This window comes from Streptomyces sp. NBC_01166 (assembly GCF_045039765.1).
In the GTDB taxonomy this organism is placed as follows: Bacteria; Actinomycetota; Actinomycetes; order Streptomycetales; family Streptomycetaceae; genus Streptomyces.
Window position 1 is genome coordinate 596,505 of record NZ_CP108613.1, and the last position, 15,184, is coordinate 611,688.

Here is a 15,184-nt window from a genome sequence, read left to right on the forward strand (position 1 = left end):
ACCGTGACCCTCACCGTGGCCCCGCCGCCCGTCGCACCGGCCGCCGCCCAGGAGAAGGCGCCCCCTCACGGACGGGGCGGCCGTTGGCCGTTGCTGCCGCTGATCGCGACCGTCCTGCTCGTGGCCGTCCCGGCCGACGACACGTCACCCTGGACGGTGGCGGGCGTGCCTGCGGCCGATCTCCTCTCGGGGGTGGCCGTCCTCGTCTGCGCGGGCTGCCTGCTGTTCCTGCGGCGGCGTCCGCTCTCGCCGGCCGCGGCGGTCGTGCTGGGGCTCCCGGCCGTCGGCCTCGCCCTGGCCACGGTCACCGCCACGGACCCGGTGGCGGCCCTGCCGGGGTTCGTGCGGTACCTGCAGGTCTTCGTCCTCGTACCGGCCGCTGTCCTCCTGCTGGTCAGGGACGCCGCCGGGTTCCGGGCAGTCGCGGGAGCACTCGTCCTGCTGGCGGTGGTCCAGGGTGCGACGGGGGTACACCAGTACGTCACCGGCACCGGCGCCTCCTACATGGGGGAGGAGATCCGCGCCGTCGGCACGTTCGGCCCCAGCGATGTGATGGGTATGGCCACGGTCGTCGGTTACGGCCTGGTGGCGGCAGTCGCGTACGCGCTGCGCACCCCGGCCGGCACACCTCGCCGGCTGAGGCCGTGGGCTCCCGCGACCGCCGCGCTGCTACTCGTCCCGCTCACGCTGTCCTTCAGCCGGGGGGCGTGGATCGCGACGGCCGCCGGGGTCCTCGCCGTGATCGCGCTGACCGGGCTCCGGCAGGCCGCCCGCGCGCTGGCGGTGCTGGGCGCTGCCGGGGTCGTCCTGGTGGGTGGTTTCGGCGTCGGGTCAGAGATGATCTCGCAGCGGCTCACCAGCATCACCGAGGTGACCAGCGCCCCCGACAGGTCGGTCAACGACCGCTACGCCATGTGGGCCGCCGCAGCCGGGATGTGGCGCGAGCGGCCCGCGACCGGAGTCGGCCTGAAGGGCTTCCCCGCCCACCGTGACGGGCACGCCTCGATCGGGCTCTCGGCAGGCAGTGACACGGCGGGTGCCGGTCAGGAGTTCCGCAAGCAGCCGCTGCTCTCCCCCCACAACATGTATCTGCTGGTACTCGGCGAGCAGGGGCTCATCGGCTTCACCGCACTGGTGGGCTCCTGGGCGGCGCTCCTGGTCGGCGGGGTGCGCAGGCTGGTGCTCGCACGGGCCCGGGGGGCCGCGGCCGTCGACTGCGGTCTCGCCGCGGTCGGGCTGATGACCTGGCAGACGGTCGACTTCCTTTACGCGGACATCGGGGGCCCCTCGACCGTCCTGACCGGGATCGTGCTCGGCCTCGCCGCGTGGTGGGCGCTGGCCGAGCCGGAGAGGACGACCGACGCGTGAGCGGGACCGCCACGGAGGCGACGGTCACCGGACCGCCGGCACCCGACGCGCCGGTACGGCCCGGGCGCTTCCTCGTGCGGGCGGCGGGCGGCGCCGCGGGCCTCACCGTGATCGCCGCGCTGCTGGGGCTCTTCCGCGACCAGGCCCTCGCCCGGCTGTTCGGCGCGAGCCACGCCAGCGACGCCTTCCTGATCGCCTGGACGGTCCCTGAGATGGCGGCCACGCTGCTGATCGAGGACGGCATGGCACTGCTGCTCGTGCCGGCGTTCAGCCTGGCCCTGACCCGGCGTGCGGCCGGCGGCCACGCCCAGGACCCGGTCCGCGTACTGGTGGCCGACACCCTCCCCCGGCTGTTCGCCGCGCTGGCCTGCGCGGGAGGGCTGCTGGTCTGGGGAGCACCCTGGGCCGTCGCCGTCCTGGCTCCCGGGCTGGACGATCCCCGGCTCGCGGTGGACTGCACACGTCTGACGGCCGTCACGGTCCTCACCTTCGGTGTCACGGGGTACTTCAGCGCGGCGCTGCGGGCGCACGGCAGGTTCCTGGCGCCGGCCGGTGTCTACATCGCGTACAACGTCGGCATCATCGGCATGACGCTGGCGCTGCACTCCGTCTGGGGGGTGCGCGCGGCGGCCGCGGGGGTCGCCGTCGGCAGCCTGCTGATGATCCTCACCCTGCTGCCCACGTTCCTGCGGCTGATGCCCGCCCGGCGCGGGAAGCGTGCGCCCCGCGAGCGTGGTTCCGGTTCCGCCCTTCTCGGAGCGACGGTCCTGGCGCCGGTCGTCCTGTTCGTGGTGAGCCGTCAATCGCAGGTCTTCGTCGAGCGGTTCCTCGCGTCTTCGCTGCCGGAGGGGGCCATCTCGCATCTGAACTACGCACAGAAGGTCGCCCAGCTGCCGATGGTGCTGTCCATGATGATCTGCACGGTGACCTTCCCCGTCGTCGCGCGGGCCATGGCGGCCGGGGACCGGGAGGGTGCCCGGCAGCGGGTCGAACGTGATCTGGCACTGGCCGGGACCGTGGTGCTGCTGGGCACGGCGATGGTGCTCGGCTGTGCGCCCCGTATCGTCGAAGTCCTCTTCCAACGCGGCGCCTTCGACGCGGCGGACACCGCCGCCACGGCCGGCGTCATGCGGGTCTACGCGCTGGGCCTGCTCGGCCACACGCTGGTCGGCGCCCTGTGCCGGCCGTTCTTCTCGGCCGGCCGGCCGACCTGGTACCCGCTCGGCGCGATGGCGGCGGGACTCCTGGTCACCACTGTTTCCGGGGTGCTGCTGACCGGCCCCTTCGGTGTCGACGGCATCGCCGCCGCCAATGCCGTCGGCATCAGCACGGCTGCCCTGCTGATGCTGCTGGGGCTGGGCTCGCGGGCGGTGGCCTTACGGCCCATGGCCGTCGCCCTCTCCCTCGCCCGGCCCGTGGCCGCGGCGGCGGTCGCGGCGGCCGCGGGCCGGCTGGCCACCGAGCTGGTGCCGGGACCGGTACCGGGTCTGGCGGCCGGCTGCCTGCTCGTACCCATGGCGTTCCTGCTCACCGGGCTCGTGCTCCGGGCCCCGGAAGCCGTTCATCTGCTGGCTCTTATCCGACAGAGGTTCCCTCATGACCGCTGACACCTCGGCGCCCCCTGCGCGGACGCTCCCTCCCAGGTCCCGGCCGTGGATCCTGACCTATCACTCGGTGAGCGACCCCACGGAGGATCCGTACGGCATCACCGTCTCCGCCCGCCGTCTGAACGAGCAGCTCACCTGGCTGCGGCGCCGGGGGCTGACCGGCGTCGGGATCACGGCCCTGCTGCGCGCGCGGGCCGCCGGGAAGCAGGGGCTGGTCGGGCTCACCTTCGACGACGGGTACGCCGACTTCCTCCACGAGGCGCTCCCGGTGCTGCGCGCCCACGGCTGCACAGCGACCGTGTTCGTCCTGCCCGGACGGCCCGGCGGCTCCAACGCCTGGGATCCGCTCGGCCCGCGCAGACCGCTGCTGACCGAGGAAGACGTCCGTACCGTCGCCGCGGCGGGTATGGAGGTCGGCTCGCACGGGATGCTCCACCGGGATCTGACGGCGCTGTCGGACGACGAACTGCGCGAGGAGACGCACGGCAGCCGGGAGGCGCTGCGCCGCATCACCGGGCAGGCGCCGTCCGGGTTCTGCTATCCGTACGGGACGGCCGACCGCCGGGTGGCCGAGTCCGTGCGGGAGGCGGGATACGCGTACGGATGCGCCCTCGTGCCCGGCTCCCTGTCGGGGCCGTTCGCCCTTCCCCGTACGCATGTCAGCCACGCCGACCGCGGCGCCCGTCTGCTGGCCAAGGAGGTGCGGCACCGGCTGCGGCACCGCTCCCCCGGCGCCGGGCGGCCGGGTGACGGCCGGTGAGGGCGCTGCACGTCATCACCGGCCTCGGCATCGGCGGGGCCGAGCAGCAGCTGCGACTGCTGCTGCGCCATCTGCCGGTGCGCTGCGACGTCGTGACGCTCACCAATCCGGGAGCGGTCGCGGAAGGGCTCCGCGCCGACGGAGTCCGTGTCCGGGACCTGGGGATGAGGAGCAACAGGGACCTCGGCGCCGTACCCCGGCTGGCCCGGCTCATCCGCCGTGGCTCGTACGACCTCGTGCACACGCACCTCTACCGGGCCTGTGTCTACGGACGGATCGCGGCGCGCCTCGCCGGGACCACCGTGGTGTCGACGGAGCACTCGCTCGGTCGCGCGGAGATCGAGGGGCGGCCGCTCACCCGGTCCACCAGGGAGCTCTACCTGCGCACCGAGCGGCTCGGGGCGGCGACGGTCGCGGTCTCCGACACCGTCGCGGGCAGGCTGCGCGACTGGGGGGTGCCGGCCGCCCGGATCCATACCGTCCCCAACGGCGTCGATGTGGCGGCCTTCCGCTTCGACCGCGCTCAGCGGAACGCCACCCGGGCCCTCCTGGGCCTCCCCGAGGCGGCGTTCGTGGTGGGGGGTGTGGGCAGACTGGTTCCCGGTAAACGCTTCGACCTGCTGATCCGTTCCGTCGCCGCCCTCCCCGGTGCCTGGCTGGTCCTGGCCGGCGACGGGCCGGAGGCCGGGGCGCTGCGCGCTCTCGCCGCCCGGCTCGGGGTGGCCGGCCGGGTCAGGTTCCTCGGCGAGTGCGGGACCTCGGGCGCCGGTCCCGGCATCTCCGCGGTGCTCAGTGCCGTCGACACGTTCGTCTCGGCGTCCCGCGAGGAGTCGTTCGGTCTTGCCGTCGTCGAGGCCCTGGCTGCCGGGCTACCGGTCGTGTACGCGGCCTGCCCCGCCATCGAGGACCTCCCGACGGGCCGGGTGCCGGGGGCTACCCGTATCGGATCCGGCGCCGGCACGGACGATCCCACGGACGAGCTGACGGCCGCGCTCCGGCACCGCATGGAGAGCGGCGCACGGAGGCTGCCGCCGCCCCCCGCCGTGGACCACTACGACATCAGGCTCAGCAGCCGGCGCCTCATGGACGTCTACGCACGGGCCGTCGACACCACCGCAGTCCCCCCGACCGAGAGAACACAATCATGACCGACTCGCCCGAGCAGCAGCCGGCCGTCCCCGGACGGTTCCGCAGGCTCCGCCCCGCATTCGTACGGACCGGGTGGTGGTTGCCGCTGCCCGCCGGTGTCCTGCTCGGAGCCGCCTGCGGATTCTCGTACGGTCTGCTCGCCACGCCCGAGTACGCGGCCACCAGCTACGCCGTGGTCACCGCCGGAAAGGACATCGATCCGGCCGCCGCGCTGGGTTACGCGCAGTCGTACGGCCGCCTGGCCACCAGTGACGCCACCCTCTCCTACGCCAAGGGGGCCGCCGGGGAGCCCGTGCGCGAACTGCGTACACACGTACGGTCCGAGACCTCTCCCGACTCGCCCATGATCTCGGTCACCGGCACGTCGGCCGACCGGGACCGTGCCGCGGACATCGCCAACGCGGTGACGGAGGCGGTGGTCGTCAGCAGTGGGCACGTCGCGAAGGACACCGGTGTGAAGCTGGTCAAGTTCTCTCACGCCGTCCCTCCCGTCGACCCCGTGTCCCCGTCCACGCCGCTCGGCACGGCCGTGGGCGCCAGCGCGGGAGGACTGGCCGGCGGCCTGGTCCTGCTCGTCCGCCCCCGCACCGGACGCCGGGGCGCCACGGCCCAGGTGCCGGGCCCCGCCCAGGGCGGCACCACCGGCGAAAGGGAGCTCGTGCGATGAACACCGACCGACACGGGCGGCTCGCCGTCACCCTCTGCAGGGACCTGCCGGACTTCGCGGACCTCGCCGCGGAGTGGGACGCGCTGCACCGCCGGTGCCCCACCGCGACCCCGTTCCAGAGCCATGCGTGGCTCCACTCGTGGTGGCTCTCCTACGGGGTCCCCGGCCGCCTCCGGGTCCTCCTCGCGCGCCGGGGAGGCCGGCTGATCGGGGCGGTGCCCCTGATGCTCGTGCACCGCCCGATGCCCCTGCTGGTTCCGATGGGCGGCACGATCTCCGACTTCTTCGACATCCTGGTGGACGGCGAGGACACCCCGGCAGCGGTCACCGCGCTGGAGCGCGGGCTCCACCGCGCCGCCGCGCACACGGTCGTGGACCTGCGGGAGGTGCGGCCCGACGCCTCGGCGCACCTGCTGTTCGAGGCGTGGTCCGGTGCTCGGAGCAGCCGCACGGACTCGACCTGCATGGAGCTGCCCGCCGAGCCCATCGACGCCCTCATGGGGCGGATGAGCGGCTCCCGCGCCCAGCGAACGCGGGCCAAGCTCCGCAGGATCGACGCGCTCGGCATCGAGTGCCGCACCGCGCCCGTACACCGGGTGGCGGGCGCCGTCGGCACCCTGCTGCGGCTGCACGAGCTCCAGTGGCTCGGCAGGGGGGTCAACCCTGAGCATCTGCGGCCCCGTTTCTGCGCGCATCTGGTGCGCTCCACCCGCCGGATGGTGCGCGACGGCGAGGCCTCGGTCAGGGAGTTCCTGCTCGACGGGGAGGTGGTGGCCGCCGACCTGTCCTTCAGGTCGGCGCGGCTGACGGGGGGTTACCTCTACGGGGCCGATCCCCGGCTCAGGGAGACGAAGGTGGATGTCTCCACCATGCTGCTGCGTGAGATCGCCCGGGAGGCCGGGGGCCTGGACCGCGGTGTGCTGAGCCTGCTGCGCGGGTCGGAGCAGTACAAGAACCACTGGGGTCCTGTGCCGGTCGTCAACCGGCGCCTGATGCTGGCCCGTCCGGCGCTGGAGCCGCTGCTGCGGCTGCGCGAGACGCAGGTGACCGTCCGGGACCGGGCGGCGGAGACGGTGAAATCCCGCCTTCCCGCAGCGCGGGACTGGCGCGGCCGGCTCAGCGAGCTGCCGGCGGCCGGGGCCGCGTTCATCGGCCTGAGTTGAGCCGCGATGATGAGTTTTGCGACGATCCGTTACCGTCTGTCGAGTTTCGCGTTGTCAGGGCATACCGGCCGCACGCTCGGCGGCCGGCTTCGAACCTCTCAAGGAGAACTGATGTCGCGTATCTCGAAGGTGGCCGCCGTCATGGCAGGTACCGGTGCCCTGATCGCCGGCGGTGCCGGCATGGCTACCGCCGACTCCGGGGCGGAGGCCGTCGCGGCCCACTCCCCCGGTGTCCTTTCGGGCAACGTCGTCCAGGTGCCGGTCCACATCCCGGTCAACGTGTGCGGCAACACGGTGAACGTGATCGCTCTGCTGAACCCGGCGTTCGGCAACACCTGCGCCAACGTGTCGGACAGCCACGAGGACAAGGGCGAGTACGGCTACGGCCACTGATCTCCCCCACGCACCGTCCGGGCCTTCCCCCTCCACGCGCGACGCGGAGGGGGAAGGCCCTGCCCCGTTTCCGCCCGGCAGGCGGCGCTCAGAGGTACCGGTAGAGCCGGGTGTGGTCCATGAGCTGCGAGGGCGCCACGTCCCACGGCGGCATGGGCCGGTCGTACGCGAAGATCCGGTCCTGCTGCGGGTCCTCGGCGGGGAGCGCGCGCGCCGGCAGGTAGCGGGAGCGCGGATGCGCCTTCTGCCAGCGGGTCCACAGCAGGTCGATGAAGGCGTGGTGCAGCCAGAAGACGGGGTCGTCGGGCGACGCGGCGCCCGCCATCGACCCGCCGATCCAGCGGTGCACCTGGTTGTGGTTGGCCACGCCGCGGCCGCCCCTGATGCCCCAGCCTTCGACCCTGTTGCGGAAGCCGGTGGTGCTGACGCTGCTCCAGGGCGCGGCGTCGTACACCGGATCGCGCAGCGCACGCTCCACGTCCGCCGGCCGGGGCAGTGTGACGGGCGCGGAGGGCCGGCCGAAGTTGCGCCGCAGGAAGGGGTCGTCGGTCACTCCGGCGCGGATCCGCCAGTTCCCCTGCCGGTAGGCGAACGGTCCGGTCGTGACCTGCCGGTCGCCCGGCCTGCCGTTGCCGCCGAGGAAGTCCTCCGCCCAGAGGGACGCCTTCGCCGTGTTGTCCCGCGTCCAGTCCCAGTACGGGATCGACACACGGGAATCGACGGCCCGCAGCGCCTTCTCGAACTCCAGGAGGTATCTGCGGTGCCAGGGGAAGAAGGACGGGGTCATGTGGGCGGGCCGGGGCCTGCTCTCCGAGTCGGTGACGTAGAACTCCCGGTGCATGCTGACGAAGTCGTCGTAGCGGCCCGATCGCTTGAGCTCCAGGATCGCGTCGACCAGGCGCTTCTTCTCGGTGCGCGTGAGATCGCGCTGATTCTTGCGGCTGTACACGCGTGCTCGTCCTTAAGGGCTCAGATGGTGTGCGGGGATGCTGCCGACAACCGGGCGGTACCGAGTTCGTCCACCGCCGCGCGGGCGGTCTCGAGGAGTGTGGGGAACGACTCGTAGTGGTTGACGGCGCTCAGATAGCTCCCGTCGGCGCGCCGCATCACGTGCAGCGCCCTCCCGTCGACGCTGATCTCGGTGCCGGACACCGCGGCGACGGCTCCGGCCTCGCCGGCGTACGGCTGTGCGCCGGCCGGCACCGTGGCCGTGGCCGTGCCCCGGATCTCGCGGCCCTTGTACAGCTCGGAGAAGCGCTCGGGCCCCACGGCTCCGCGCTCCTGGGCAGGGCTTCCGGGCTCCGGGTCCTCGAGGATCACCGGGGCGAGCGCGCCGCCGGTGCCCGCGATCACGGCCGCGGTGAAGGCGGTGCGCAGCACCGCCCGGCGGGCCGGCCGGGGGGCGCCGGCCCGCTGCCCTGTGGTGGCGTCGGTCGGATTCATGGTTGGTCTGCCTCCCTCTCGTCCGTTCCTGCGAGGTGTCCCGTCCGAGTGGGCAACGAGACGGAGCGTGAACGGTTCTCGTCCACAGGGCATCACGCGACCGTGGGAATTCCGCGGTGCGGTACGGCCGTGTCGGGCGCGCTGCGCCGTCCGCCGGGTCAGCATGGCCGTCCGAGCTCCCGGAGGTTGTGCATGAACGCGCCGACACAGGTGCCCACGGTCCGCGTGCGAGGAACGGCCGGTGCCGATCTGGCGGATCCGGCGTTCTGGCGACTGCCACGGTCCGAGCGGCTCTCGGAGTTCGCCCGGCTGAGGGAACTCGACACACCGGTCCGCTTCACCCCTCGTACGGGGTCGCGTACGCCGTTCTACGCGCTGGTGAAGCACGCGGACGTGAGGGCGGCCAGCAGGCAGCCGCAGGTCTTCGCCAGCGCCCCCGGTGTCACCACTCCGGAACCGGCGCCCTGGGCCAAGGCCGTGTTCGGCAACTCCATGGTCAACATGGACGGCGCCGAGCACGCGGGGCTGCGCAGGACCATCTCCCGCGCCTTCACACCGAGGCTGCTCGCGGCCGCCGAGGAGAACATCGGCGCCGTCGCCCGGCGGCTGGTGGACGAGGTGATCACGGAAGGACCGGGCGACTTCATGCGCTCGGCACCTTCGCGTATGCCCTTCGAGGTGATCTGCGACCTCATGGGCATCCCCGCGCGCCACCGGGCCCGCATCGCGGCGCGCATCGACCACGCGTCGGAGTACGTCGGTGTACAGAGGCGTGGCCGTGCGCGGCTCCGTGTCCCGGGGCGCGGCCTGCGCTCCCTGGCCCGCATGCAGCTGGAGATGGCGGGCATCGCCCGTGAACGGCGCCGTGTCCCCCAGGACGACGTGATCTCGGCGCTCGTCCGCGCGGATGTCGGCGGGCAGGCCCTGTCCTCGCGTCAGCTCGGCGCGTTCTTCTCGCTGCTGCTCGTGGCGGGGGTGGAGACCACCCGGAACGCGATCGCCCACGGTCTGGTCCTGCTCACGGCGCATCCGGAGCAGCGGGCCCTGCTGGAGTCCGACTTCGACCGCTACGCCGACGGCGCGGTGGACGAGATCGTCCGCCACTCGACGCCGATCATCCAGTTCCGCCGGACGGTGGCGGCCGAATGCGCGCTCGGCGGTCACACGTTTCTGCCCGGGGAGAAGGTCGTACTCCTCTACGCCTCCGCCAACCGCGACGCCTCCGTCTTCGACGACCCCGGTGCCTTCGACATCACCCGGTCACCCAATCCGCACCTCGGATACGGCGGCGGAGGCCCCCACCACTGCCTGGGTGCCCATCTGGCGAAACTGGAGATGAAGGCGCTCTTCCGCGAAATGCTCACTCGCCTGGGAGGCGTCCGAACCTCGGGCGAACCCGGCCTGGTCCATTCGAACTTCGACAATCGCGTCCGCTCCCTGCCTTTCACCTTCGAAATGTGTCACCCGAATGGTCCGCTCTGAACTCGCGCGTGTCGCGAATGGGCTATTCACGGGCGGCCCCACAGCCCGTTGTTGAATCTTTCTCCTTAGGGTCGACAGGGTCGGGGACAGGACGCAACCCAAGGAGAAGCCGTGGCCGTACAGCGCCGTCTCATCAAATTCGGCGTCGGGGCGACCGCGCTCTGCCTCCTCGTCGGCGGCGCGGTCCTCGCCGACCGTGACACCGCGGACATACAGGCCGGCAAGGGCACGGCGCGGCAGGCACCGGAGCCGGGGACGACGACCGCGATCGGCGCCTATCTGGACTACGGGCCGGAGGGCGTGCAGCGGATGGGAGAGCTGTCCCGCTGGCTCGACGGTACGGAGCTACGCGTCGGGCACAGCTACCTGCCGGGCGACCTGTGGGAGAACATCGAGGGCCGCCCCGGCTTCCTCGCCTCGTGGGCGGCCTGGCGGAAAGCGGCCGAGGACCGGATGTTCGTGCTCAACACGCCGATGCTGGAGCGGAACGAGGAGCACGTCTCCGACGAGGAGGTCCGCGGTCTGCTGCGGGCCGGCGCCGAGGGGCAGTTCGACGAGCACTTCCGCCGGCTGGCCGAGCGTCTGGTCCTGCTGGGCGTCCCGGACACGGTGATCGTCCTCGGCTGGGAGATGAACGGGACGACGTACACGCACCGGTGCGGTCCCGATCCCGTCGCGTGGAAGGCGTACTGGAACCGCATCGTCACGACGATGCGCTCCGTGTCCGGCCAGAAGTTCCGCTTCGACTTCGCTCCGAGCAGGGGGCGGGACGCCGTGCCCTGGACGGAGTGCTATCCGGGCGACGACGTCGTGGACATCATCGGCATGGACTCCTACGACCAGCCTCCGGCGCGGACCTTCGACGAGCAGGTGAACGAGCCGTACGGTCTGCAGAAGCAGGTCGACTTCGCGGCCGAGCACGGCAAGCCGATCTCGTTCCCTGAGTGGGGGCTCTTCCGCAACGGCGACAACCCCGAGTACATGCGCAGCATGCTGGAGTGGATGGAGCGGCACAAGCCGGTCTACCAGACGATCACGGACTACTGCCCGCACGGGGTGTGGCAGTGTGCCGACAACCCCGAGTCCTCACGGGTGTTCCGCGAGATGCTGAGCGGGCTGCCGGATGCGACCGGGCCCTCGGCTCCCGCGCCGGACCCGAGCGGGACGCCGGAGACGCCCGATCCCGACAAGCCGACGCCGACGCCCACGCCGGACACGAACGACTCCGGCTGGTGCTTCACCGTCCCGCTGAGCGACTGGTTCGGCCAGTGGCTGGGCGACCGCGAGTTCTGCCTGCGCGACTGAGGGCAGGATGCGCGTCCCGGGAAGGCGTTCCCGGGACGCGTCGGCGTACCGCGCGACGGGGCCGGAGGAGCAGGAGATGCGGGTGGCGGTGGCAGGCGGCACCGGTGCGGTGGGCCGGCCGGTCGCCGAGGAACTGGCCGCGGCCGGGCACGAACCGGTCGTGCTGGCGCGGTCGCGTGGCGTGGACCTCGTCTCCGGCGCCGGACTGGACGCGGCGCTGGCCGGTGCGGACGCAGTCATCGACGTGAGCAACAGGTCGGTCCTCGGCCGCGACAAGGCGGTCGCGTTCTTCGGCTCGGTCAGCCGCAACCTGCTGGACGCGGGCGCACGTGCCGGGGTGCGTCACCATCTGGCACTGTCGATCGTCGGCGTGGACGGGATCGGTCACGGCTACTACCAGGGGAAACTCCGCCAGGAGGAGGTCGTGAAGGGCGGGCAGGTGCCCTGGACGGTCCTCCGGGCCACGCAGTTCCACGAATTCGTGCTCCAGACCCTCCAGCAGATGCCGAAGCGGCTCGCCGTGGTTCCCCGGATGAACACCCAGCCGGTGGCGGCGCGGGAGGTGGCGCGCCATCTGGTGGAACTGGTGCTCGCTCCCCCGGGGGGCATGGCGCCGGAGCTCGCCGGACCGAGGGTGGAGCAGCTGGCCGACCTGGTGCGCAGGCTGCTGGAGGCCCGCCACGAGCGGAGACTGGTGGTGCCGGTCAGGCTGCCCGGCACCGTCGGGGCCGCGATGGCGGGCGACGGCCAGCTGCCGGCGGGCCCGGGGCCCAGGGGCACGGAGACCTTCGACGAGTGGCTCGCCCGCACTGTCGCATGGGGAGAATGACAGGCCCCGCCCCGAGCGCCTGCTTCCCGACGGCGCTCACCACCCGGTCCACAGCAGATGGTTGACGAGCAGGGCGACGACCGCCTGGGCGGCCAGCCAGCCGCGTCTGTCGATGTCCGGAAGCAGGGCGGCGGCGGGCATCAGCCAGAGGATGAACGGCTGCCAGATGCGTTCCGTCTCCGCCTTGCTCATCCCCGACAGATCGGCGGCGGCGAGGGCCAGGAGTGCGGCCAGGGTGAGAAGCACCAGCCGCTGAGCGGCCGTTGGTGTGCCCGGACGCAGTGCTCGTACGGCTGCGGGGACGGAGGCCGCCGTACGGCGCAGACCGGCGACGGTGGCCAGTCCCGCGGCGAGTGTGGTGCAGGCAAGGTTCGCCCAGACCCAGTAGGAGTAGGGGCGGGTCCCGCCCGCACCCTGGTAGTAGCGCTCGACGAGCAGATGATAGGCCTCCCACCAGTTGAAGCCCGCCAGGGAGAAGGCGACGGGTGCGACGAGTGCGCCGAGCGCGAGATGGCCGAGCGGGCGTGCCGTCCGGGCGAGCACGAGGACGGCTGCCAGCAGGACCGCGATGAGCGTCAGACCGTAACTGAGATAGCAGGTCCCCCCGAACAGCAGTCCGGAGCCCAGCGCGGCGGCTGCCGGATGCCGGGCGGTGCGGGTCGCGGCGAGGGCCAGCAGTGCGACGGACCAGGCCGCGACGGCGGCGAAGTACCCGTCCGCCGAGGTGCCGGTCCAGACGGCGAAGGGGGCGAGGACGAGGAACGGGGCCGCGCGCCGCGCGAGGTGTTCACCCGTCAGAGCACGTAGCGCGACCATGACGGCCACAGCGGCTGAGCTGCCGAGCACGATGCACCACATGCCCGCCCAGGCCCCGCCCCCGAGTCCCGCGCGGTCCAGGCCGACGAAGGTGAGTGTGGCGCCCGGCGGGTGGCCGGCGACGTGTGCGGGCCAGTTACCCGGCGGACCGATCACGATGTGGTCGGTGAAACCGCGCAGGGCAGCTCCGATGTCGTCGAAGCGGTCGATCACCCGCAGGTATTCGTGCTTGGTGGTCAGCCTGCGCGCGATCCCCCGGTACCAGCCCTCGATGAGGGCGAGCGAGAGGATCCACGCCACCGAGCCGGCCCAGCAGGTGAGCAGCAGCCTCCGCCAGGGGAGCACGGCCGTGAGCCGTGGCCCGTAGGCGACGACCGCCACCGCCACCGCCACGGCGGCCGGGGTACCGGGGCCCAGGTGCGGATCCCACGAGGCCAGAAGGGGCGGCCAGTGGACCTGCAGGCTGCCGTCGCCCTCCTGGATCACCCATCCGACCGCTATGGCCACACCCACCAGCAGGACTCCCGCCGCTGCGGCCGTCAGGTCCCGACGACGGCCGGCGGGCCCGGTGGTGGGGGTGGGCGCTGTGGGTTCGGGGGGCCGGATGCGGTCGCTGTGTTCCTCGGTCGTCACGCAGGCACGCTACGCATCAGGGGGGTGCGGCGAGCGGTGCGACGCCGCCGCGTCACACAACCGTCAGATCCTGCGGCGGGCGGTCCGCCCCGCACCGCCGACGTCAGACTTTCGTCAGGAGTCGTACGCCCCTGGGAGCGGCGTCCCCGGCATAACGTCAGCACATGCGCGACAGACGGCAGCGAACCGGTGCACACCTCCCTTCCGCCGGCCTCCCCCTTCCCACCGGGCCCGCCTTCTGGCGCAGTCCGGTGCGCGGGGTCCGGTTCACGGCCGTGCTCGGCATGGTGCTCCTCGCCGGCATCACCCTGCTGTTCGTCACGGGCCTTCTGTCGTACGCGGCGTACAACCCGGATCTCGCGGCCGTGAACGACAAGACACCGGCCAAGGGATGGCTGGGCTTCTACCTGTTCGAATGGCCCACCGGGCCTCACTGGCTGTACCGGCTGACACAGGGGATCCACGTCACCCTCGGCATCGTTCTCGTGCCGGTGCTCCTGGCCAAGCTGTGGTCGGTGATCCCGAAGCTCTTCACGCTGCCGCCGGCACGGTCGGCCGGGCATGCCCTGGAGCGGCTGTCGCTGCTGCTGCTCGTGGGCGGAGCTCTCTTCGAATTCGTCACGGGACTGCTCAACATCCAGTTGGAGTACCTGTTCCCCGGATCGTTCTATCCCCTGCACCTCTACGGAGCGTGGGTCTTCTTCGCCGCGTTCCTCGCCCACACCTGCCTCAAGCTCCCCCGGGCGCTGCGGGTCCTGCGCCACGGTCTCCCCACGACGGAGCGCGACGAGCTCGCCTCGCCGCGTCCCGCTCCACCGACCGTCTCCCGGCGCGGCGCCCTCGCCGTCGTGGGGGCGGGGTCGCTGCTCCTTCTGGTGACCTCCGGCGGCCGGAGCTTCGACGGCGGGCTGCGGCGGACCGCTCTGCTGACCCCGCGCGGCGGCGCCGAACCCGGCCCGGGTCCCAACGGCTTCCAGATCAACAAGACGGCCGCCGCGGTGGGCATCGATCCGGCCGCGACGGGGGGACGCTGGCGGCTCACCGTCGTCGGACCGGCCGGGGAGATCCAGCTGTCCCGGTCGGCGCTCCTGGCCATGGAACAGCACAGCGCGGCGCTGCCCATCGCCTGTGTGGAGGGCTGGTCGACCTCCGACCAGTGGTGGCGTGGTGTCCCTCTGCGCGATCTGGCCGCGCTTGCCGGATTCCCGGACGGTCCGCCGGGGGTGCTGGTGGAGTCCCTCCAGCGCAGCGGGCCGTTCCGGAGGGTGGCGCTCAGGGACAACCAGGTGCGCGATCCGCGCTCGCTGCTGGCGCTGGGCGTCAACGGTGAGTCCCTTTCCCCGGATCACGGCTATCCGGCGCGCGTCATCGTGCCGGCCGCCCCCGGTGTGATGAATACCAAATGGGTGAGCCGCCTGACGTTCGGAGAGCTGTGATGCGGGTTCTGCGCCGCTGGTACGGGGAAGGGCCGCTGCACCTGCTGCTGATGGTCTCGTCGTTCGCCCTCGCGGGTTACGCGGGGGTGCGGTTGCTCGACGGGGACACGCTCATGATCCTGGTGTGGTTCGT

14 protein-coding genes are annotated in these 15,184 nt (G+C 72.4%); 11 read left to right on the forward strand and 3 right to left on the reverse strand.

Annotation, left to right across the window (positions count from 1 at the left end):
* Window positions 1–3: 3 nt before the first annotated feature.
* The 7 genes from OG379_RS03015 (at window position 4) to OG379_RS03045 (ending at window position 7,107) form a co-directional block, all read left to right on the forward strand.
* Window positions 4–1,368: an O-antigen ligase family protein gene (locus tag OG379_RS03015; protein WP_405658961.1), complete on the forward strand. Its 1,365-nt coding sequence runs from the start codon at window positions 4–6 to the stop codon at window positions 1,366–1,368.
* Complete coding sequence (locus OG379_RS03020) at window positions 1,365–2,975, forward strand: lipid II flippase MurJ (RefSeq protein WP_405658964.1); 1,611 nt, start codon at window positions 1,365–1,367, stop codon at window positions 2,973–2,975. Before OG379_RS03015 ends, OG379_RS03020 begins: the two co-directional genes overlap by 4 nt.
* Complete coding sequence (locus OG379_RS03025; protein WP_405658966.1) at window positions 2,965–3,735, forward strand: polysaccharide deacetylase family protein; 771 nt, start codon at window positions 2,965–2,967, stop codon at window positions 3,733–3,735. Before OG379_RS03020 ends, OG379_RS03025 begins: the two co-directional genes overlap by 11 nt.
* A complete protein-coding gene (locus tag OG379_RS03030; protein ID WP_405658969.1) occupies window positions 3,732–4,883 on the forward strand; it encodes a glycosyltransferase in 1,152 nt (383 codons plus the stop codon). The genes OG379_RS03025 and OG379_RS03030 overlap by 4 nt, the downstream gene beginning before the upstream one ends.
* Window positions 4,880–5,551 carry a YveK family protein gene (locus OG379_RS03035; protein ID WP_405658971.1) on the forward strand — a complete coding sequence of 224 codons (672 nt, stop codon included), beginning with the start codon at window positions 4,880–4,882 and terminating at the stop codon, window positions 5,549–5,551. Before OG379_RS03030 ends, OG379_RS03035 begins: the two co-directional genes overlap by 4 nt.
* Complete coding sequence (locus OG379_RS03040) at window positions 5,548–6,714, forward strand: GNAT family N-acetyltransferase (RefSeq protein ID WP_405658973.1); 1,167 nt, start codon at window positions 5,548–5,550, stop codon at window positions 6,712–6,714. The genes OG379_RS03035 and OG379_RS03040 overlap by 4 nt, the downstream gene beginning before the upstream one ends.
* Window positions 6,715–6,825: 111 nt before the next feature.
* A complete protein-coding gene (locus OG379_RS03045) occupies window positions 6,826–7,107 on the forward strand; it encodes a chaplin (RefSeq protein ID WP_393754531.1) in 282 nt (93 codons plus the stop codon).
* Window positions 7,108–7,195: 88 nt separating this feature from the next.
* Here the strand turns inward: OG379_RS03045 and OG379_RS03050 are convergent, their stop codons facing one another.
* Entirely contained in the window at window positions 7,196–8,056 is an 861-nt protein-coding gene (locus tag OG379_RS03050) for a tyrosinase family protein (protein ID WP_405658976.1), read from the reverse strand.
* Between the two features lie 20 nt (window positions 8,057–8,076).
* Entirely contained in the window at window positions 8,077–8,550 is a 474-nt protein-coding gene (locus tag OG379_RS03055; protein WP_405658978.1) for a tyrosinase family oxidase copper chaperone, read from the reverse strand.
* Between the two features lie 192 nt (window positions 8,551–8,742).
* On the opposite strand from OG379_RS03055, the gene OG379_RS03060 reads away from it, so the two are divergent.
* From OG379_RS03060 to OG379_RS03070, 3 genes are all read left to right on the forward strand, one after another.
* Window positions 8,743–10,032: a cytochrome P450 gene (locus OG379_RS03060; protein ID WP_405658980.1), complete on the forward strand. Its 1,290-nt coding sequence runs from the start codon at window positions 8,743–8,745 to the stop codon at window positions 10,030–10,032.
* A gap of 111 nt (window positions 10,033–10,143) precedes the next feature.
* Window positions 10,144–11,337, forward strand: a complete 1,194-nt coding sequence (locus OG379_RS03065; protein WP_405658982.1) for a glycoside hydrolase family 26 protein — start codon at window positions 10,144–10,146, stop codon at window positions 11,335–11,337.
* Between the two features lie 7 nt (window positions 11,338–11,344).
* Entirely contained in the window at window positions 11,345–12,166 is an 822-nt protein-coding gene (locus tag OG379_RS03070; RefSeq protein ID WP_405658985.1) for an SDR family oxidoreductase, read from the forward strand.
* Window positions 12,167–12,202: 36 nt separating this feature from the next.
* Here OG379_RS03070 and OG379_RS03075 read toward each other — a convergent pair whose 3' ends face one another.
* Window positions 12,203–13,615 carry a hypothetical protein gene (locus OG379_RS03075; RefSeq protein WP_405658988.1) on the reverse strand — a complete coding sequence of 471 codons (1,413 nt, stop codon included), beginning with the start codon at window positions 13,613–13,615 and terminating at the stop codon, window positions 12,203–12,205.
* A gap of 164 nt (window positions 13,616–13,779) precedes the next feature.
* Here OG379_RS03075 and OG379_RS03080 point away from each other — a divergent pair, with 164 nt between their 5' ends.
* On the forward strand, window positions 13,780–15,051 hold the full coding sequence (locus OG379_RS03080; RefSeq protein ID WP_405658990.1) for a molybdopterin-dependent oxidoreductase: 1,272 nt from the start codon (window positions 13,780–13,782) through the stop codon (window positions 15,049–15,051).
* The last annotated feature ends 133 nt before the right edge of the window (window positions 15,052–15,184 follow it).